Raw genomic sequence first — 18,842 nt, 5'->3', positions numbered from 1 at the left:
CTTTTTTACAGGCGCATTAGCCTAATGCCTATTCGCGCCAAAGAATGTGGCACAGTTTGTGATCTTTTTCCCGGCACAGCAGAACGCGAGCGAAAATATCGTTGATCTCGCCGCCATCGGTATCGGCAAGGCCAATAACGACTTCGGCGAAGAAATCTGGATTGAGGTCGTAATCGACATGCTCTTGCCAGTCTTCCGCCGGGTCAAACAGTTCGGCTCCGCCGCGCTCCTCAAACTGCAGGTTGAAAAGGATGATATCTGCCGGGTCGAGGTTATCCGCCGCCAGCTCAAGAAAGATATCGTAGGCCTGTTCGAGCGTTTCGTCTTCGGTCAGGCGATTGTTTAAATCCATATCCATGATTGCTACCCGTTAAGCATCTGATGGGCACGTTTTACAGCAACGGGCTGAAGAAGTAAAACAGTCGCTCTGCGATCCGCTGCCATAGCGGTCGTTTGGCCCACAATTTTGCATCCAGCAGGCGTGAACGGGAGATGTAATCGTCCTGCACCGCCGCCAGGTCGCCGCCGAAGCCCACGTCGTCGATCGCCAGCGTGATCTCGAAATTAAGCCACAGGCTGCGCATATCGAGATTAACGGTACCGACCAGGCTCAATTCGCCATCCACCAGCACGCTTTTGGTATGTAGCAGGCCGCCTTCGAATTGGTAAATTTTCACGCCAGCGGCAAGCAGTTCAGTGAAGAAGGCGCGGCTGGCCCAGCCTACCAGCAGGGAGTCGTTTTTGCGCGGCATAATAATACTGACCTCGACGCCGCGCTGGGCTGCGGTACAGATGGCGTGCAGCAGGTCATCGCTGGGGACGAAGTAGGGGGTGGTCATAATCAGGTGTTCTTTCGCCGCATAGGCTGCGGTTAACAACGCTTGATGAATCAAATCTTCCGGGAAGCCGGGACCGGATGCAATGGTATGAATGGTATGCCCGTTAGCCTCTTCAAACGGCATGATGTTGACGTCCGGCGGCGGGGGCAAAATTCGCTTGCCGGTTTCAATTTCCCAGTCGCAGGAGTAGACGATCCCCATCGCCGTCGCCACCGGGCCTTCCATTCGCGCCATCAGATCGACCCACTGACCGACGCCGGAATCCTGTTTGAAGTAGCGCGGATCGACCATATTCATGCTGCCGGTGTAGGCGATATAGTTGTCAATCATCACCATTTTACGGTGCTGACGCAGATCCATACGACGTAAGAATACACGCATCAGGTTAACTTTAAGCGCTTCAACCACCTCGATACCGGCGTTACGCATCATGGCCGCCCACGGGCTGCGGAAAAAGGCGACGCTACCGGCTGAATCGAGCATTAGTCGACAATGCACGCCGCGACGCGCGGCGGCCATCAACGATTCCGCCACCTGGTCGGCCATCCCGCCGGGCTGCCAGATGTAGAACACCATTTCGATGTTATGCCGCGCCAGCTGGATGTCTCGAATCAGCGCCTGCATCACATCATCAGATTCGGTCAGCAGCTGTAGCTGGTTACCTTTTACGCCAGCGATCCCCTGGCGACGTTCACAGAGTTTGAACAGTGATTCGGCAACCGGGCTATTTTCTTCAGCAAAGATATGTTTGCAGCTTTTCAGGTCCGTTAGCCATTTGGCGGTGGAGGGCCACATGGCGCGAGCGCGCTCGGCTCGACGCTTACCAAGATGCAGTTCGCCGAAGGAGAGGTAAGCGATAATTCCCACCAGCGGCAGGATATAAATAATCAGTAACCATGCCATGGCGGAAGGTACCGCGCGGCGTTTCATTAGAATGCGTAATGTAACACCGGCAATCAACAGCCAGTACCCCAGAATGACCAGCCAGTTTACGACCGTGTAAAAGGTTGTCATAGATGAAAAATCCTTTTGAATAGCCCGATGCCATGAGTTTACGCATCATCATCCATCTGGCAAATAAAAACGCAGCGAAAGCGATGGTCAGACAGATTCATCGGTTTATAATGGGGGCTGTTTTTCACTCGTAGAGTAGTAGCAATGAAGCGTAGTAGAACGGAAGTAGGGCGCTGGCGCATGCTTAGACAGGTAAGTCGCCGTAAATCGCGCTGGCTGGAAGCCCAATCTCGCCGCAACATGCGGATTCTTTCAATCAGGAAGTGCCTGGTCAAACGGCAACGTCATGCTTTGCTGTTCACCTTCTCTGAATTCTGAGCGTTAAAACGAAAGGCACCGCTTGCGGTGCCTCTGTGTTTTAAGCGCTTGATTAAAATACTTTCTTGTAAGGTTTTACCGAGACGTGCTGATAGACGCCCGCGGCGATATAGGGGTCATCGTTGGCCCAGGACTGCGCCGCTTCCAGCGATTCAAATTCTGCGATAACCGTTGAGCCGCTAAATCCTGCCGCGCCAGGTTCATTGCTATCTACCGCGGGCATCGGGCCTGCGGTCAGTAAACGGCCTTCATCATGTAATAGTTGTAGGCGCGCCAGATGGGCAGGGCGCACCGCCTGGCGTTTTTCCAGAGAATCGGCGATATCTTCTGCGTAGATGACGTAAAGCACGGCAAGGCTCCTTAATCAAAAAATAGGCAAATCACGTGACGTGAAAGCGTTATGAGCAGCAATGTAAGATGCGCACGCCTTTAGCATGCCACGGCACGCCGGTTTTTTTCCACAAAACGAGGCAAAATTTGATGCAGGATAACACGCCTTATTGAATATGATTGCTATTTGCATTTAAAATCAGGGCATCATTTTTCAACAGAAACGACTATGAGCGCAATGACCCTTGATTTACCTCGCCGCTTTCCGTGGCCAACGCTGCTGTCCGTGGCTATCCACGGTGCCGTTGTGGCGGGGTTGCTTTATACCTCGGTACATCAGGTTATTGAAAAGCCTTCGCCTTCACAGCCAATCGAAATAACAATGGTGGCGCCGGCGGATTTAGAGCCTCCGCAGGCGGCGCAGCCGGTCGTTGAAGCCGTTGTTGAACCGGAGCCGGAACCGGAGCCTGAAGTGGTGCCTGAGCCGCCAAAAGAGGCGCCAGTGGTTATTCACAAACCGGAACCGAAGCCCAAACCTAAGCCGAAACCAAAGCCTAAACCAGAGAAAAAAGTCGAGCCGAAACGCGAGGTGAAACCCGCTGAGCCGCGCCCGGTCTCGCCGTTTGAGAACAGCAATACGGCGCCTGCGCGTACCGCGCCGAGTACGACGGCGGCAACGGCAAAACCGATGACCACCGCGCCGAGCGGTCCTAAAGCGTTGAAACGCGGCGACCCTTCTTACCCGCAACGTGCCCAGGCGCTGCGTATTGAAGGTGATGTGCGCGTGAAATTTGATGTTACTGCCGATGGTCGCGTGGAGAATATTCAGATACTCTCTGCGAAGCCGGCCAATATGTTTGAGCGTGATGTCAAAACAGCGATGCGCAAATGGCGCTACGAGGCAGGCAGGCCGGGCACTGGTTTGACGATGAACATCAAATTCCGCTTAAACGGCGTAAAAATGGATTAAACTTGCTGAAGAAAAAGGCCCCTTTGAGGGCCTTTTTTTACGCTTATTGCAGGGCTTCATCGAGCGCTTTTTGCGCGGTGACCAGGTGCTGGCCGCCGAACAGAATCGCCCGATTAAGTAAGGTATAAAGCTGGTAAATCGGTTGTCGTTCAAGGAAGCCAGCAGGCAGCGGCGAGACCGACTGGTAGCCGTCGTAAATCTGCGGCGGCTGTTCCGGATGCAGAGGCAGCATTGCCAGATCGCATTCGCGATCGCCCCAATAACATGCCGGATCGAAAATATACGGCCCATTGGGCCCTAGCGCGCAGTTACCGGACCACAAGTCGCCATGTAATAAAGAGGGCTGCGGCTGATGGTTGCTGAGCCGCTGCTGTACGGTGTCGACAATGCTGTCAATATCGCCGAAGTGCAGTCCTTTTTCCGCCGCTAACTCCAGCTGCCAGCCAATGCGTTGTTCAGCGAAAAACGTTGACCAGCGGCGCTGCCAGGCATTCGGCTGCGGGGTCGTCGACAGATCGTTGTCAAAATCAAGGCCAAATTGCGGCTGGTCGCTCCACTGATGTAAATGGGCAATTTGCTGACCGAGCAGAAACGCGTTATGCGCGTCCAGCGGTCGCGGCGGTAAATATTCCATCACCAGAAAGCTGTAATCCCGATCGCTGCCGACGGCAAAGACCTGCGGAACGCTGACGGTTTTACAGCGCGAGAGCAGCTCCAGCTGATCCGCCTCCGCGGTAAAAATGGGGAGCAGCTCGCGTTCATCGCATTTGACGAAATAGTCTTTCCCGCCAAAACGTAAATGCCAGGCGGCATGGATTTCCCCGCCGGGTAGCTCGTTGCGCAGTTCGATTTCAGCGCCGTCAGTGTGCTGCTCGCTTAACAAATTGCTAATAGCTTGCCACATGCTGTCTCTCCCCATGTTTTCCACCATATCATAAGGTTAGCGTATAACCTGGCCGTAAAGTTCGAGCTAACGCACAACTGGCGCCTTCCACGATGGCGATCGCACTTATTGAGCTTTTAACCATTCGCTAAATGTGGTGATGGCTATCTCTGCTGGTCTGCCTAGAGCAGTTTCCGCAAGGCCTGCGCTTAAAGCCCGCACGTCGTCGGCGCTCTGCGCGCTCAGCAGGCCAAACGTGTTGGTGCCTAATTCATGCGTTTTTCCATCTTCGTCGTTGAGCGTCAGGACAAAACCTGCGCGGATGAAATGATTGCTGAGCTCATTTATCTCGGTCAGCGTCTGTTCCTGAAATTTAACGGTGATCACGTGCGCGGTAATATCGTTGCTCATTTTTCACTCTGTTGTTATGCATGGAATTTCTAGCATAGACCATGATAGCGAATTGACCCCCTTCACCGGAGCGAAGGGGGGCGAGACTAGCGGGCACACAGGTAATCGTAGATTTTTTGCGTATTGGCTAATGAACACAGACGGGTGCCGTGGTTAATCGTGGCGGCGCTACCGGCGGCGACGCCAAAGCGGACCATATCTTCCAGCGAGGCGTGCTCGGCGAGACGCAAAGTCATCGCGCCGACCATACTGTCGCCGGCACCTACGGTGCTTTGGCTTTTCATCGGCGGCGGCACCACCTGTACGCTGCCGGAGGCATCAACTCCCAGCGCCCCCTGCGGGCCCAGCGAAACCACAACCCGGCGTACTTTTCCGGAGCGGATGAGCTCCAGCGCGGCATTGCGTACGTCGTCAGGCTGGCTGAGGTCGCGCTGTACCAGCGCGCTAAGCTCTTTCTGGTTCGGTTTGACCAGCTCAATGTTGCCGACGTCCAGCGCGGCGGCCAGCGCATCGCCGGAGCTGTCGATGATGCAACGTAGCCCGTGCTGCTGCGCGTTTTTTACCAGTTGAGTCAGATGCTCGACGCTGATACCGGGAGGCAGACTGCCGCTGATAACCAGCAGCGAACCGGGCTCAATCGCCAGCACTTTCTCTTCCAGGCGGCGGAACTCATCCTCGGTTAGCGCCGCGCCGGGCATGACAAAGCGATATTGTTCACCGCTGGCATCGACATGCACATGTAAGTTTTGCCGCGTCCAGTCGCGGGTTTCTATTGTTTCGACCGGGACCTGCTCGTCTGCCATCAGGGCGGTAAGATGCTCGCCGGTGGCGCCCCCAACCGGGAAAATAGCCGTCGCTTTACCACCCAGAAAGGTAATGGCCCGGGCGACGTTGATCCCGCCGCCTCCAGGTTCGAATACCGGTGCGCTACAGCGTAATTTGCCTTCGGGATAAATTTGCGGCGTCAGCGTTGCGCTGTCGAGTGATGGGGCCAGCGTGAGCGTATAAATTTTGGTCATCCTGTTCCTCCTTAATACGAATAAAGCTGCTTTTTTAAGCATGGCACCGAAATGGAGTAAGGGGAAGCGGGGTGGGCGGCGGATTTGCAAAGATGTCTGTGTTTTTATCTTTATGAAATAAAGATTGTTTTGGGAACCGTCTTATTCAAAAAACGAAATAGCAATTGATTGCTAAGTTATTCGTGCCTTTTTATAATCAAGCGCCTTTCTTAGGACTCGCATTCAGCGCGCCTCGCGAAAGTTTCCGGGACCTGTCGGGTCTCCTTAAATGTTGTACGGACTCTAAATTCAATGAAGGGATCTCTGGTCCATTCATCATTTGTACTGTCCTGAAGATATGTATTTTAGAGAGTTATAATGAAGCTTTTGAAGACAGTACCCGCAGCGGCATTGCTGGCGGGGGGGCTTTTTGCGTCTGTAAACGCACTGGCCGATGATTCCGTTTTTACCGTCATGGATGACCCTTCCACTGCCAAAAAACCTTTCGAAGGTGCTGTGAATGCGGGTTATCTCGCTCAGTCCGGCAATACGAAAAGCTCCTCAATGACCGCTGACTCCACGCTGACCTGGTACGGCGACACGACGGCCTGGTCACTGTGGGGCAATGCGAGCAACACGTCCTCTAACGATCAACGCTCTTCGGAAAAATATGCCGTGGGCGGCCGTAGCCGTTATAACCTGACCGATATGAACTACGTATTTGGTCAGGCCAGCTGGCTGACCGACCGCTACAACGGTTATCAACAGCGCGACGTACTGACCGCCGGTTATGGTCGCCAGATCCTTAACGGCCCGGTTCACAGCCTGCGTTTTGAATTTGGTCCGGGCGTGCGCTATGACGAATATACCGATGGCGATAACGAAACTCAGCCGCTGGGGTATGCGTCCGGAACCTGGGCGTGGCAGATGACCGACAACGCTAAATTTACACAAGGTGTTTCGGTATTCGGGGCTGAAGACACGACGCTGAATTCGGAAAGCGCATTAAACGTGGCCATCAACGCCCACTTTGCGCTGCGTGTCGCCTATAACCTGACGTGGAACTCGCAGCCGCCGGCCTCGGCGCCTGAGCATACCGACCGCCGCACCACCTTGTCGCTCGGTTATAAAATGTAATTTACAGGCCGGGCAACCGGCCTGATTCCTGTTATTTCCTGCCGGGTATGAATACTCACTATAACGGATGATTTTTTCATTCATTTTTTAGCGGTGGGGGGATTTATTTATGTATGCAGGTAATTTATCGATTAATTAACCGCGTGGTATGAGCGGGAATTGCCACGATAAATTGTCAGCGCCCCTTGCTATTTAAAAGAAGAATAACCATTTGGTTATTACGTCTTTAATCGCGCACTAATGATGTGTACACTAACCCTCGGTGTTATCAACGAGCGGCTGCAGGTGAGGGCGGTTCAATAGATAGACGGGCGTACTCATATTTTCGCAGAGTGAAGCGGGAGCTGAGCCATAACTCGTTGATAATTATGATTATATTGTTTTGTATGTGCTCTTTCGTGTGGGGCACCACTGCAAATAAGGACATAAAATGCCTGTAATTACGCTTCCTGATGGCAGCCAACGCCATTTCGACCACGCAGTTAGCCCGATGGATGTGGCTCTGGATATCGGTCCAGGCCTGGCGAAAGCCACCATCGCCGGACGTGTAAACGGTGAGCTGGTTGACGCCTGCGACCCGATCGAAACTGACTCCACGCTTTCTATTATCACCGCAAAAGATGAAGACGGTCTGGAAATCATTCGTCACTCCTGCGCTCACCTGTTAGGTCATGCGATCAAACAGCTGTGGCCGAACACTAAAATGGCCATTGGCCCGGTTGTCGACAATGGTTTTTACTATGATGTCGATCTGGACCACACCCTGACTCAGGAAGACATCGACGCGCTCGAAAAACGTATGCACGAGCTCGCCGAGAAAAACTACGATGTCATCAAGAAGAAAGTCAGCTGGCACGAAGCGCGTGAAACCTTCGTGAAGCGTGGCGAAACCTATAAAGTTTCTATTCTTGACGAAAACATCGGCCATGATGACAAGCCAGGCTTGTATCATCACGAAGAATATATCGATATGTGCCGCGGCCCGCACGTACCGAATATGCGTTTCTGCCATCACTTCAAACTGATGAAAACCGCTGGTGCGTACTGGCGTGGCGACAGCAACAATAAAATGTTGCAGCGTATCTACGGTACAGCCTGGGCAGATAAAAAAGCGCTGAACGCCTACCTGCAGCGTCTGGAAGAAGCCGCTAAGCGTGACCATCGTAAAATCGGTAAACAGCTTGACCTGTATCATATGCAGGAAGAAGCGCCGGGTATGGTGTTCTGGCACAATGACGGCTGGACCATCTTCCGTGAACTGGAAACTTTCGTTCGTTCTAAACTGAAAGAGTACCAGTATCAGGAAGTCAAAGGCCCGTTCATGATGGACCGTGTGCTGTGGGAAAAAACCGGCCACTGGGACAACTACAAAGATGCGATGTTCACCACCTCTTCCGAGAACCGTGAATACTGCATTAAGCCGATGAACTGCCCGGGTCACGTGCAGATCTTCAACCAGGGGTTGAAATCTTACCGCGATCTGCCGCTGCGTATGGCTGAATTCGGTAGCTGCCACCGTAACGAGCCGTCGGGCGCGCTGCATGGCCTGATGCGCGTCCGTGGCTTTACTCAGGATGATGCGCATATCTTCTGTACTGAAGATCAGGTTCGCGATGAAGTGAACGCCTGTATTCGTATGGTTTATGATATGTACAGCACCTTTGGCTTCGAGAAAATCGTCGTCAAGCTGTCTACTCGCCCGGAAAAACGTATCGGTAGCGATGAGACCTGGGATCGCGCGGAAGCGGATCTGGCGGTGGCGCTGGAAGAAAACAACATCCCATTTGAATATCAACTGGGCGAAGGGGCGTTCTACGGCCCGAAAATTGAATTTACCCTGTATGACTGCCTCGATCGTGCATGGCAGTGCGGTACTGTACAGCTGGACTTCTCCCTGCCTCAGCGTTTAAGCGCCTCTTATGTTGGCGAAAACAACGAGCGTCAGGTACCGGTAATGATTCACCGCGCGATTCTCGGCTCGCTGGAGCGCTTCATCGGCATCCTGACCGAAGAGTTCGCTGGCTTCTTCCCAACCTGGCTTGCGCCAGTGCAGGTAGTGGTCATGAATATTACTGATTCTCAGTCTGAATACGTTAACGAATTGACGCGTAAACTACAAAATGCGGGCATTCGCGTAAAAGCGGACTTGAGAAATGAGAAGATTGGCTTTAAAATCCGCGAGCACACTTTACGTCGTGTCCCGTATATGTTGGTCTGTGGCGACAAAGAAGTCGAAGCCGGCAAAGTGGCCGTGCGTACCCGTCGCGGTAAAGACCTCGGCAGCATGGACGTAAATGAAGTGATCGAGAAGCTGCAACAAGAGATTCGCAGCCGCAGTCTTCAACAACTGGAGGAATAAGGTATTAAAGGCGGAAAACGAGTTCAAACGGCACGTCCGAATCGTATTAATGGCGAGATTCGCGCCCAGGAAGTTCGCTTAACTGGTCTGGAAGGTGAGCAGCTGGGTATTGTGAGTCTGAGAGAAGCTATCGAAAAGGCTGAAGAGGCTGGAGTAGATTTAGTTGAAATCAGCCCTAACGCCGAACCGCCAGTTTGTCGTATCATGGACTACGGCAAGTTCCTTTATGAAAAGAGTAAGTCTTCTAAGGAACAGAAGAAGAAGCAGAAAGTTATCCAGGTTAAGGAAATTAAATTCCGCCCTGGTACTGATGAAGGTGACTATCAGGTAAAACTCCGCAGCCTGATTCGCTTTCTCGAAGATGGCGATAAGGCCAAGATCACGCTGCGTTTCCGCGGTCGTGAGATGGCCCACCAGCAGATCGGTATGGAAGTGCTTAATCGCGTGAAAGACGATCTGGTTGAACTGGCAGTAGTCGAATCCTTCCCAACGAAGATCGAAGGCCGCCAGATGATCATGGTGCTCGCTCCGAAGAAGAAACAGTAAGGCCATCAAGTAACATTCCGGTGGGCTTCGGCTCACTGGTTTGTTCGCCTTTGTTTCGTTTATTAACAATGCGAAGTGGAAGTTATTAAAATGCCAAAAATTAAGACCGTACGCGGTGCTGCAAAGCGCTTCAAAAAAACCGGTAAAGGTGGTTTTAAGCACAAGCACGCTAACCTGCGTCACATTCTGACCAAAAAAGCTACCAAGCGTAAACGTCACCTGCGTCCGAAAGCCATGGTTTCCAAAGGCGATCTGGGCCTGGTAATCGCGTGCCTGCCGTACGCATAAGTCGTTAACCCTTTTAACTTTTTAATTAGAATAGATACAGGAGAGCACATATGGCTCGCGTAAAACGTGGTGTAGTTGCCCGTGCACGTCACAAGAAAATTTTGAAACAAGCTAAAGGTTACTACGGTGCGCGTTCTCGCGTATACCGCGTTGCCTTCCAGGCTGTTATCAAAGCTGGTCAGTACGCTTATCGTGACCGTCGTCAGAAAAAGCGTCAGTTCCGCCAGCTGTGGATTGCGCGTATCAACGCAGCAGCACGTCAGAACGGTATTTCTTACAGCAAATTCATCAACGGCCTGAAAAAAGCCTCTGTTGAAATCGACCGTAAGATCCTGGCTGACATCGCTGTATTCGACAAATTAGCGTTCACCGCTCTGGTCGAAAAAGCGAAAGCAGCTCTGGCATAAGCCAGTTGAAAGAGGGAGCTTGTCTCCCTCTTTTCGTTTCAACACTATCAATACATTGACTTTTATCCGTGCAGGCTTTTCAATACAGGTCTGACGTTTCTTACCAAACAAGGTAATGCAAGCATGAATGCTGCTATTTTCCGCTTCTTTTTTTACTTTAGCACCTGAACTCAGGAGGCTAGCGCGTGAAAGAAGAAACGGAAAACAGCGCCAGAAAGCCTCCCCTGTGGAGGCTTTTTTCGTATATAGATTCGGGATATTTGTTTCACTAAAACCGGTGTCTGCACCGACATAATGAGGAAAACCATGTCACATCTCGCAGAGCTGGTTGCCAGTGCCAAGGCAGCCATTAACGAGGCATCAGATGTTGCCGCGCTGGACAACGTCCGCGTTGAATATCTGGGTAAAAAAGGGCATCTGACCCTGCAAATGACCACCCTGCGTGAGTTGCCGCCGGAAGAGCGTCCGGCAGCGGGTGCGGTCATTAACGAAGCGAAAGAGCAGGTGCAGCAGGCGCTGAACGCGCGTAAGGCTGAGCTGGAAGGCGCCGCGCTCAATGCCCGTCTGGCGGCAGAGACCATCGACGTTTCGCTGCCGGGTCGCCGCATCGAAAATGGTGGTTTGCATCCGGTTACCCGCACTATCGACCGTATCGAAAATTTCTTCGGCGAGCTTGGCTTCACCGTGGCGACTGGCCCGGAAATCGAAGATGACTATCATAACTTCGATGCGCTGAACATTCCGGGTCACCATCCGGCTCGCGCCGACCATGATACCTTCTGGTTCGATGCGACCCGTCTGCTGCGTACTCAGACTTCTGGCGTGCAGATCCGCACCATGGAAAACCAGCAGCCGCCAATTCGTATTATCGCGCCGGGCCGCGTCTATCGTAACGATTACGATCAGACCCACACCCCGATGTTCCATCAGATGGAAGGTCTGATTGTCGATAAGAACATCAGCTTCACCAATCTGAAGGGTACCCTGCACGATTTCCTGAATAACTTCTTCGAAGAAGATCTGCAGGTACGCTTCCGTCCGTCCTACTTCCCGTTCACCGAGCCGTCTGCAGAAGTTGACGTGATGGGTAAAAACGGAAAATGGCTGGAAGTGCTGGGCTGCGGCATGGTGCACCCGAACGTACTGCGTAACGTCGGTATCGACCCGGAAGTTTACTCCGGCTTCGCCTTCGGCATGGGCATGGAGCGTCTGACCATGCTGCGTTATGGCGTGACCGATTTGCGCGCATTCTTCGAAAACGATCTGCGTTTCCTCAAACAGTTTAAATAAGGGCAGGACAGAACAATGAAATTCAGTGAACTGTGGTTACGCGAATGGGTTAACCCGGCGATCGACAGCGACGCGCTGTCCGATCAGATTACCATGGCGGGCCTGGAAGTTGATGGCGTTGAGCCGGTGGCCGGTAGCTTCAACGGCGTGGTCGTCGGTGAAGTGGTCGAGTGCGGCCAGCATCCGAATGCTGACAAACTGCGCGTGACCAAAATCAATGTCGGCGGCGAGCGTCTGCTGGACATCGTCTGCGGTGCGCCGAACTGCCGTCAGGGCCTGAAGGTGGCCGTCGCGACCATTGGCGCCGTACTGCCGGGTGATTTTAAAATTAAAGCGGCGAAACTGCGCGGCGAACCGTCAGAAGGGATGCTGTGCTCTTTCTCCGAGCTGGGTATTTCCGACGACCATAGCGGTATCATCGAGCTGCCGGCCGATGCGCCGATCGGTACCGATATTCGCGAATACCTCAAGCTTGACGATAACACCATTGAAATCAGCGTCACGCCAAACCGCGCCGACTGCCTGGGTATCATCGGCGTGGCGCGCGATGTCGCTGTGCTGAACAAAGCGCCGCTGAACGCGCCGGAAATCACTCCAGTTGCCGCGACTATTGACGACGTGCTGCCGATTCAGGTTGACGCGCCGCAGGCGTGCCCGCGCTATCTGGGCCGGGTGGTGAAAGGCATCAACGTCAAAGCGCCCACTCCGCTGTGGATGAAAGAGAAGCTGCGTCGCTGCGGTATCCGTTCCATCGATGCGGTGGTTGACGTGACCAACTACGTGCTGCTCGAGCTCGGCCAGCCGATGCACGCCTTTGACCGTGACCGCATTGAAGGTGGTATCGTGGTGCGGATGGCAAAAGAGGGCGAAACGCTGGTACTGCTGGACGGCTCTGAAGCTAAGCTCGATAGCGATACGCTGGTCATTGCTGACCACAAGAAAGCGCTGGCGATGGGCGGTATCTTCGGCGGCGAACATTCCGGCGTTAACGATGAAACCCAGAACGTGCTGTTGGAATGTGCGTTCTTCAGCCCGCTGTCTATCACCGGTCGCGCGCGCCGTCATGGCCTGCACACCGATGCATCCCACCGCTACGAACGCGGCGTCGATCCGGCCCTGCAATATAAAGCGCTGGAGCGTGCGACCCGTCTGCTGATCGACCTGTGCGGCGGGGAAGCCGGCCCAATTATCGATGTGACCAACGAAGAGACGCTGCCAAAACGCGCCACTATCACCCTGCGCCGTAGCAAGCTGGATCGCCTGATTGGCCATCATATTGATGACGCTCAGGTGAGCGACATTCTGCAACGCCTGGGTTGCGAAGTGACCATTGGTCAGGACGAGTGGCAGGCCGTGGCGCCAAGCTGGCGTTTCGATATGGAGATCGAAGAAGATCTGGTTGAAGAAGTGGCCCGCGTCTACGGCTACAACAACATTCCTGACGAGCCGGTACAGGCAGGTCTCATCATGGGAACCCACCGTGAAGCGGATCTGTCGCTGAAGCGCGTGAAAACGCTGCTTAACGACAAAGGTTATCAGGAAGTGATTACCTACAGCTTCGTTGACCCGAAAGTACAGCAGCTAATCCACGCCGGTGAAGAGGCGCTGATTCTGCCAAGCCCTATCTCCAGCGAAATGTCGGCGATGCGTCTGTCGCTGTGGACCGGTCTGTTGGGCACCGTCGTCTACAACCAGAACCGTCAACAGAGCCGCGTGCGCATCTTTGAGAGCGGTCTGCGCTTCGTGCCGGATACGCAGGCGCCGCTGGGTATTCGTCAGGATGTGATGCTGGCCGGGGTGATTAGCGGTAACCGTTACGAAGAGCACTGGAACCTGGCAAAAGAAACCGTCGATTTCTATGATTTAAAAGGCGATCTGGAATCTGTTCTTGATCTGACCGGTAAATTAGCCGATATCGAATTCCGCGCAGAAGCGGCTACCGCACTGCATCCGGGACAATCCGCGGCGATTTATCTGAAAGGTGAACGCATTGGTTTCATTGGGGTTGTTCATCCGGAACTGGAACGTAAACTGGATCTCAACGGCCGCACTCTGGTGTTCGAAATCGAGTGGAACAAGCTTGCAGACCGCGTGGTGCCTCAGGCGCGCGAAATTTCTCGCTTCCCGGCGAACCGTCGCGATATCGCGGTACTGGTCGCGGAAAACGTCCCTGCAGCCGATGTTTTGGCCGAATGTAAGAAAGTTGGCGTAAATCAGGTAGTTGGCGTAAACTTATTTGACGTGTACCGTGGTAAGGGTGTGGCGGAAGGCTTTAAGAGCCTTGCGATTAGCCTGATCCTTCAGGATACCAGCCGTACACTCGAAGAAGAGGAGATTGCCGCTACCGTTGCCAAATGTGTAGAGGCATTAAGAGAGCGATTCCAGGCATCATTGAGGGATTGAACCTATGGCGCTTACAAAAGCTGAAATGTCAGAATATCTGTTTGATAAGCTTGGGCTTAGCAAGCGGGATGCCAAAGAACTGGTAGAGTTGTTTTTCGAAGAGATCCGTCGTGCTCTGGAAAACGGAGAACAGGTAAAACTCTCCGGGTTTGGCAACTTCGATTTGCGTGATAAGAACCAACGCCCGGGACGTAACCCGAAAACGGGGGAAGATATTCCCATTACAGCCCGGCGTGTGGTGACCTTCAGACCCGGACAGAAGTTAAAAAGCCGTGTCGAAAACGCTTCACCCAGAGAGAAATAATCTGGACTGACTAATTAAAAAGGCCGCTATGCGGCCTTTTTTCTTACCTGTTTTATCTTACGCTTTTACGGCGGTGACCATGATTTCCACCAGGATGTCGGGCCGCGCCATCTCGGCCTGAACGGCTGCCCGCGCCGGGCTATGACCTTCCGGCATCCACGCTACCCAGACCTCATTGAACGCGGCAAAATCGCGTGAGATATCCTTAAGCCAGATCTGTGCGGAAAGGATGTGCTGCTTGTCGCTACCGGCGGTAGCCAGCAGGGCGTCGATCTTCTCCAGAACTTCACGGGTTTGCAGCGCAATATCATCAGTACTGCTTTTCGGCGTTTGTCCGGAGAGAAACACCAGGTTGCCGTACTCGACGCTGGCGGAAAGTCGGGGTTGCGGATTATTACGAATAATTGTCATGCGGATTGTTTCCATGTCAGACCATCTAAAGAAATTGCCGGCGCTTCGCCATCGAGGAGCGCTCCCAGTACCACGGCGCTGCCGGCCGCGAGGGTAAAACCGAGGCTACCCTGGCCGAGATTCATCCACAGATTCTGGTATCCAGCACGCCCCAGCATCGGTGGGCCCGCGGGGGTCGACGGGCGCATACCGGTCCAGGCTTCAGCCTCATCCAGTCCCTGCAGTTCGGGAAAGCTGCTAGCGACGATTTTCTTCAGCGCCTGAACGCGGCTATCACGTAGTTCATCGCCGTCGTAACCGATATCCACCATCGCCGCGATGCGTAACCGATCGCCCAGGCGGGCGTAAACGATTTTGTGTCCGTAGTCGGTTACGCTGATATCCGGCGCGATCCCGGATTGCTTAGGGTAGGGAAGGGTCAGGCTGTATCCCTTCAGCGCGCACAGCGGCACGCGCACGCCCAGATGACCCAGCAGCGGGCCGCTGCCGTTGCCGGCGGCGACGACATAATCATCGCCGGTTATCGTACCGCGGCTGGTCTCAAGTGAACTGATGCGCCCGTCGCGCTTATTGAGCCGCAGCACTTTGCAGTGGGTGAGCAGGCTGAAGTTGCTGCTGGCATTGAGTTTGTCGAGCAGCGCGAGACAGAATTTATGGCAGTCTGCCGTTTCATCTCCTGGCGAATAAATCCCGCCCTGTAGCGAATGGCTGATGTGTTTCAGCGCCGGTTCAAGCTGCAGGCAGGCTTCGGCGCTCAGCGCATGCTGGTATTGGGGGTTAATCCCTTTTGCCGCTTTATGAAAATCATATTCCCGGCGATGGATGATGAGTTTGCCGCTACGCCGCCAGTGAAAATCAGCAAGATTATCTTCATCAAGCCACGACTGCATGACCTGACGGCTGAGCAGTGATAAACGTAAAATATGATCGCCGTTAATTTTGTTGCTTTGGCTATTGCAGGCGCGCAGAAACTGCAACAGCCAGCGCCACTGCTGGAAAGACATTTGCAGGCGCATATTCAGCGGTGAATCGGCTTTGCCCATCCATTTAATTCCCTGCAGGGGAACGCCGCGGTCGGCAAGCGGCGCCACGTAGCGGTAGCTTAATTGCCCGCCGTTGGCGAAACTGGTGGCGCTGCCCGGCTCGGCGTTGCGCTCCAGTAGCTGCACCTGGTGTCCGCTCTTAATTAATACCCAGGCGGTGGCCAGCCCCACCACGCCGCCGCCGATAATCACAATGCGTTTTTTCATAACCTGATATATCCACCGCTGATAAATATCTTGCGGTTATGTCAAAGCATTTACCCCAGCGGCGCAATTGACTTTTTATGGTCAGGGTATAACTGCAGGTTAATTTCTTTGAGCTGTTGACGCAGCTGTTTACACAGAAAATCGACAAATTTCTGTGTGATTGGGCTGAGCGAAACATCGGCGCGACGCAGCAGGCAAAGGTTGATTTTCATTGGCGGCGTAATCGGGTGAATCATCTCCGGCGACAAATTATGCCGCGCCGAGAAGATATCGGTGATACTGCAGCCGATGCCGCGCTTCACGAACTCGGTGGCCATGTAGTAGGTCTGCACATTAAGCCGGGTAGTGGAAAAATCACGGCGGGTGGCGATGGCGGCAGAGAGCGAATGCGGCCCCGGCGAGATCCAGCGCTGCTGATCGATCTCTTTGATGTCTACCGCGCCTTGTCGGTAATCGCGGTCGATATAGACCAGCGGCACTTCGGCAATCAGGGTGGTGATGATCTCCCCCTGTTGGACCGGCTGCAGCGTCAGCGCTAAATCTATTTCGCGCAGATCCAATTTTTTGACCAACGTCTCAGTATGCTCGGTGGTTAAGGTCATCACCAGATTACTGTTTTGTTGATAAAAATCGGTCACCAGCTCCGGCACCAGGCTTAATCCGAGGCTTGGTAAACAGCCTAAGGTGATTTTGGCGCGCGGATCGCGGGCCAGATTATCCGCCAGCAGGCGCAGGTTATCGAGATCCTGATAAATGCTCTGCGCTTTTTCAAAAAGTGTGAGCGCTTCGCTACTTGGCAGCAGCTTGCCCCGTACCCGCTGAAACAGCTTAAAACCGAGCTTAAGCTCGGCGTTTTTTAACGCTTTACTGGCGGCCGGCTGGGAGATATTCAGCGATTCCGCCGCACGTGAAAGAGAGCCGCAAGTCATCACGGCGTAGAAGATTTCCAGATGGCGCAGTTTCATGAACAGTTAACTCAGGGTTATAGCTTGCCGATAAAAAGTCATTTTCTACTAACACTAAATTAACATAAATTTAATCGCCAATCAGCGCTCCGGTTACATATTGTGCTGCTGGTACCGTCTTCAGACGGACTTTTACGTTCTCAGAACCATTCCCTTTGTTCCCTACAAACCCTCAGGCCATCGAGCCAATAATGATAACGAGGGGGGGATATTTTCTGAGCAGGCCCGAATACGCCAACCTGCAAGTGCGGTCGGTTTTAATGGCTTTAAGGAGTTATATGAGTGACTCAACGCTCGCTGGCAATACCCTCGCCAGACGAAATATCACAAGAAAAAACGTTATTATTGGCCTGTTATTGGTGCTTTTTGTGTTGACCGCGTGGTGGTGCCATGGCCGCCCGAGTAATGAACTCGGCCTGTTGGGCTTTACGCCATTAGTGGCGTTAGCGGTGCTGTCGCTGGTCGGTGTCGATATTGTGCTGGCGGTGATTTCTTCGATTATTATCGCCATGATTATGACCTCCACCGGATTGCCGGAAATGGGCACCATGCTGGCGAAATCCACCGGTTCATTTATCGCCACCGTCGGGCTGATTATTATGCTCGGCGCCGGGGTGGGCGAAGTCGCCACCCGTACCGGCGCCGCGGTTGAGTTAGTGAAATTTGTCGTTCACCGCATCGGCCTGTCCAGCCAGACCCGAGTGAAGTTTGGCATTGTGGTGTCCTCGATTTTAATCTGCGGCTCGCTGGGGACGATGGCCGGTGGTAACGCGATTATTGTCGCGGTAATCATCCCGGTAGCGGCAGCGGTACGCCTGACTCCGCCAACGGTAGCCGCGCTGATGATGACCGCCGGCTCCGTGGGATTGTTTACCGGGCCGTTTACCCCTAGCACCGTGACTATCCTGAGCCTGGGTGGATTAAGCTATCCGGATTATCTGCTGTACGTGGGGCTGCCGATGAGCGCGGTGACGTTGCTGGCCGGCTGGGTGATGGCGGGACGGATCCAGAAGATGACCGAAGGCAAACTACGCTATGAAGTCGATCTCACGGAGAAGCCAACAGAAGCACTGAGCGCCGCGCAGCTGCGTCGGCGTAAGCTCAGCGCGCTGGCCTTCGCGGCAACGATTATTGTGATGGCGGTCATTGGCGTGGTGATTAAAGCCGGATTCAGCTTTGCGATTATCGTGATGCTGCTGGTGGCCCTGATTACCGGGCTGGTGGGCGGCCTGCGCCCGACGCAGATCCTGCAGGCGCTGTACCACGGTTGTGGCCGTCTGGTGTGGATGTTTATCCTCTACTGGCTGTATAACCCGATCCTGGAGCTGATGGATGGTCTTCATGCCTACCAAGGGCTGCTCGACTATACCCAGCCGCTGCTGGAAGGCATTTCGCCTGCCTGGTTGTGCTTTTGCATCTTCGCTTTCAATATTATTGGCCACGTACCGGGGGCGGCGGTGGCGCAGATGACCTTCACCCACAAAATATTCGGCCCGATGCTGATGGCCGCTGGCGTACCGCCGCAGGGAACGACTGCGGTGCTGCTGGCCTCTTCGCAGGTCGACTGGTTTGGCCCATTCCCCTCTTCGGATATGTTTGGTCAGATGGGGCTGGCGCAATCTACCCATCTGAAATATATGCTTTATAACGGCTGGGCGATTGTGGTGGCGAATATCATTCTCTTCGCGCTACTGTTCCAGGTATTGGTGTAAATTCCAT

The 18,842-nt window shown here is 53.7% G+C and carries 21 protein-coding genes and 1 other annotated feature; of the genes, 12 read left to right on the top strand and 9 right to left on the bottom strand.

Features of this window, described 5'->3' with window-relative positions:
• Nucleotides 1–28 precede the first annotated feature (28 nt).
• Both PGR79_RS18425 and cls read right to left on the bottom strand, forming a co-directional pair.
• Nucleotides 29–358, bottom strand: a complete 330-nt coding sequence (locus PGR79_RS18425; protein WP_015367064.1) for an HI1450 family dsDNA-mimic protein — start codon at nucleotides 356–358, stop codon at nucleotides 29–31.
• Nucleotides 359–392: 34 nt separating this feature from the next.
• On the bottom strand, nucleotides 393–1,853 hold the full coding sequence (gene cls / locus PGR79_RS18420) for a cardiolipin synthase (protein WP_045397543.1): 1,461 nt from the start codon (nucleotides 1,851–1,853) through the stop codon (nucleotides 393–395).
• Nucleotides 1,854–1,997: 144 nt separating this feature from the next.
• Between cls and PGR79_RS18415 the strand changes: the two genes are divergently transcribed.
• Complete coding sequence (locus PGR79_RS18415) at nucleotides 1,998–2,171, top strand: YciY family protein (RefSeq protein WP_086538044.1); 174 nt, start codon at nucleotides 1,998–2,000, stop codon at nucleotides 2,169–2,171.
• Nucleotides 2,172–2,223: 52 nt separating this feature from the next.
• On the opposite strand, the gene PGR79_RS18410 is transcribed toward PGR79_RS18415, so the two are convergent.
• Nucleotides 2,224–2,520 carry a YciI family protein gene (locus PGR79_RS18410; RefSeq protein WP_015367051.1) on the bottom strand — a complete coding sequence of 99 codons (297 nt, stop codon included), beginning with the start codon at nucleotides 2,518–2,520 and terminating at the stop codon, nucleotides 2,224–2,226.
• Between the two features lie 210 nt (nucleotides 2,521–2,730).
• On the opposite strand from PGR79_RS18410, the gene tonB reads away from it, so the two are divergent.
• Nucleotides 2,731–3,471 carry a TonB system transport protein TonB gene (tonB, locus tag PGR79_RS18405; protein ID WP_113374161.1) on the top strand — a complete coding sequence of 247 codons (741 nt, stop codon included), beginning with the start codon at nucleotides 2,731–2,733 and terminating at the stop codon, nucleotides 3,469–3,471.
• A gap of 43 nt (nucleotides 3,472–3,514) precedes the next feature.
• Here tonB and PGR79_RS18400 read toward each other — a convergent pair whose 3' ends face one another.
• From PGR79_RS18400 to pfkB, 3 genes are all read right to left on the bottom strand, one after another.
• A complete protein-coding gene (locus PGR79_RS18400; RefSeq protein WP_087857938.1) occupies nucleotides 3,515–4,375 on the bottom strand; it encodes a fructosamine kinase family protein in 861 nt (286 codons plus the stop codon).
• Between the two features lie 105 nt (nucleotides 4,376–4,480).
• Nucleotides 4,481–4,765 carry a type V toxin-antitoxin system endoribonuclease antitoxin GhoS gene (ghoS, locus tag PGR79_RS18395; RefSeq protein WP_087857937.1) on the bottom strand — a complete coding sequence of 95 codons (285 nt, stop codon included), beginning with the start codon at nucleotides 4,763–4,765 and terminating at the stop codon, nucleotides 4,481–4,483.
• An 86-nt stretch (nucleotides 4,766–4,851) separates the two neighbouring features.
• Nucleotides 4,852–5,784, bottom strand: coding sequence for a 6-phosphofructokinase II (gene pfkB / locus PGR79_RS18390; protein WP_087857936.1), 933 nt, complete (start codon nucleotides 5,782–5,784; stop codon nucleotides 4,852–4,854).
• A 357-nt stretch (nucleotides 5,785–6,141) separates the two neighbouring features.
• On the opposite strand from pfkB, the gene PGR79_RS18385 reads away from it, so the two are divergent.
• The 9 genes from PGR79_RS18385 to ihfA all read left to right on the top strand — a co-directional run bounded on the left by PGR79_RS18385 (nucleotide 6,142) and on the right by ihfA (nucleotide 14,497).
• Nucleotides 6,142–6,900 (top strand): DUF481 domain-containing protein, encoded by a 759-nt coding sequence (locus tag PGR79_RS18385; RefSeq protein WP_015705111.1) that lies wholly within the window; start codon nucleotides 6,142–6,144, stop codon nucleotides 6,898–6,900.
• A gap of 430 nt (nucleotides 6,901–7,330) precedes the next feature.
• On the top strand, nucleotides 7,331–9,259 hold the full coding sequence (gene thrS / locus PGR79_RS18380) for a threonine--tRNA ligase (protein WP_045374332.1): 1,929 nt from the start codon (nucleotides 7,331–7,333) through the stop codon (nucleotides 9,257–9,259).
• Nucleotides 9,260–9,262: 3 nt separating this feature from the next.
• Nucleotides 9,263–9,805 (top strand): translation initiation factor IF-3, encoded by a 543-nt coding sequence (gene infC, locus PGR79_RS18375; protein WP_004189469.1) that lies wholly within the window; start codon nucleotides 9,263–9,265, stop codon nucleotides 9,803–9,805.
• A 90-nt stretch (nucleotides 9,806–9,895) separates the two neighbouring features.
• Complete coding sequence (gene rpmI, locus PGR79_RS18370) at nucleotides 9,896–10,093, top strand: 50S ribosomal protein L35 (RefSeq protein ID WP_001124225.1); 198 nt, start codon at nucleotides 9,896–9,898, stop codon at nucleotides 10,091–10,093.
• Nucleotides 10,094–10,143: 50 nt separating this feature from the next.
• Nucleotides 10,144–10,500 (top strand): 50S ribosomal protein L20, encoded by a 357-nt coding sequence (gene rplT / locus PGR79_RS18365; RefSeq protein WP_004102963.1) that lies wholly within the window; start codon nucleotides 10,144–10,146, stop codon nucleotides 10,498–10,500.
• A 118-nt stretch (nucleotides 10,501–10,618) separates the two neighbouring features.
• Nucleotides 10,619–10,743 (top strand) — a sequence feature (Phe leader region).
• A complete protein-coding gene (gene pheM / locus PGR79_RS18360) occupies nucleotides 10,624–10,668 on the top strand; it encodes a pheST operon leader peptide PheM (RefSeq protein ID WP_001386830.1) in 45 nt (14 codons plus the stop codon). It overlaps the preceding feature by 45 nt.
• A gap of 63 nt (nucleotides 10,744–10,806) precedes the next feature.
• Nucleotides 10,807–11,790 (top strand): phenylalanine--tRNA ligase subunit alpha, encoded by a 984-nt coding sequence (gene pheS / locus PGR79_RS18355; protein WP_015367044.1) that lies wholly within the window; start codon nucleotides 10,807–10,809, stop codon nucleotides 11,788–11,790.
• Nucleotides 11,791–11,805: 15 nt separating this feature from the next.
• A complete protein-coding gene (gene pheT / locus PGR79_RS18350) occupies nucleotides 11,806–14,193 on the top strand; it encodes a phenylalanine--tRNA ligase subunit beta (protein WP_113374159.1) in 2,388 nt (795 codons plus the stop codon).
• A 4-nt stretch (nucleotides 14,194–14,197) separates the two neighbouring features.
• Nucleotides 14,198–14,497 (top strand): integration host factor subunit alpha, encoded by a 300-nt coding sequence (gene ihfA / locus PGR79_RS18345; protein WP_015367042.1) that lies wholly within the window; start codon nucleotides 14,198–14,200, stop codon nucleotides 14,495–14,497.
• A gap of 57 nt (nucleotides 14,498–14,554) precedes the next feature.
• Here the strand turns inward: ihfA and PGR79_RS18340 are convergent, their stop codons facing one another.
• Genes PGR79_RS18340 through PGR79_RS18330 form a run of 3 tightly spaced genes read right to left on the bottom strand, consistent with a single transcriptional unit; the run spans nucleotide 14,555 to nucleotide 17,123 of the window.
• Nucleotides 14,555–14,908 carry a RidA family protein gene (locus PGR79_RS18340; RefSeq protein ID WP_081044938.1) on the bottom strand — a complete coding sequence of 118 codons (354 nt, stop codon included), beginning with the start codon at nucleotides 14,906–14,908 and terminating at the stop codon, nucleotides 14,555–14,557.
• Nucleotides 14,905–16,170: a D-amino acid dehydrogenase gene (locus tag PGR79_RS18335; protein ID WP_333780163.1), complete on the bottom strand. Its 1,266-nt coding sequence runs from the start codon at nucleotides 16,168–16,170 to the stop codon at nucleotides 14,905–14,907. The genes PGR79_RS18340 and PGR79_RS18335 overlap by 4 nt, the downstream gene beginning before the upstream one ends.
• Nucleotides 16,171–16,208: 38 nt before the next feature.
• Entirely contained in the window at nucleotides 16,209–17,123 is a 915-nt protein-coding gene (locus PGR79_RS18330) for a LysR family transcriptional regulator (RefSeq protein WP_015705115.1), read from the bottom strand.
• A gap of 278 nt (nucleotides 17,124–17,401) precedes the next feature.
• On the opposite strand from PGR79_RS18330, the gene PGR79_RS18325 reads away from it, so the two are divergent.
• Nucleotides 17,402–18,835: a hypothetical protein gene (locus PGR79_RS18325; protein WP_015367038.1), complete on the top strand. Its 1,434-nt coding sequence runs from the start codon at nucleotides 17,402–17,404 to the stop codon at nucleotides 18,833–18,835.
• Nucleotides 18,836–18,842: the final 7 nt, after the last annotated feature.

Source organism: Klebsiella sp. 141161, from assembly GCF_050600815.1.
In the GTDB taxonomy this organism is placed as follows: Bacteria; Pseudomonadota; Gammaproteobacteria; order Enterobacterales; family Enterobacteriaceae; genus Klebsiella; species Klebsiella aerogenes.
The sequence above is the reverse complement of the archived record's forward strand: the minus strand, read 5'-3'. Positions and strand labels throughout refer to the sequence as shown.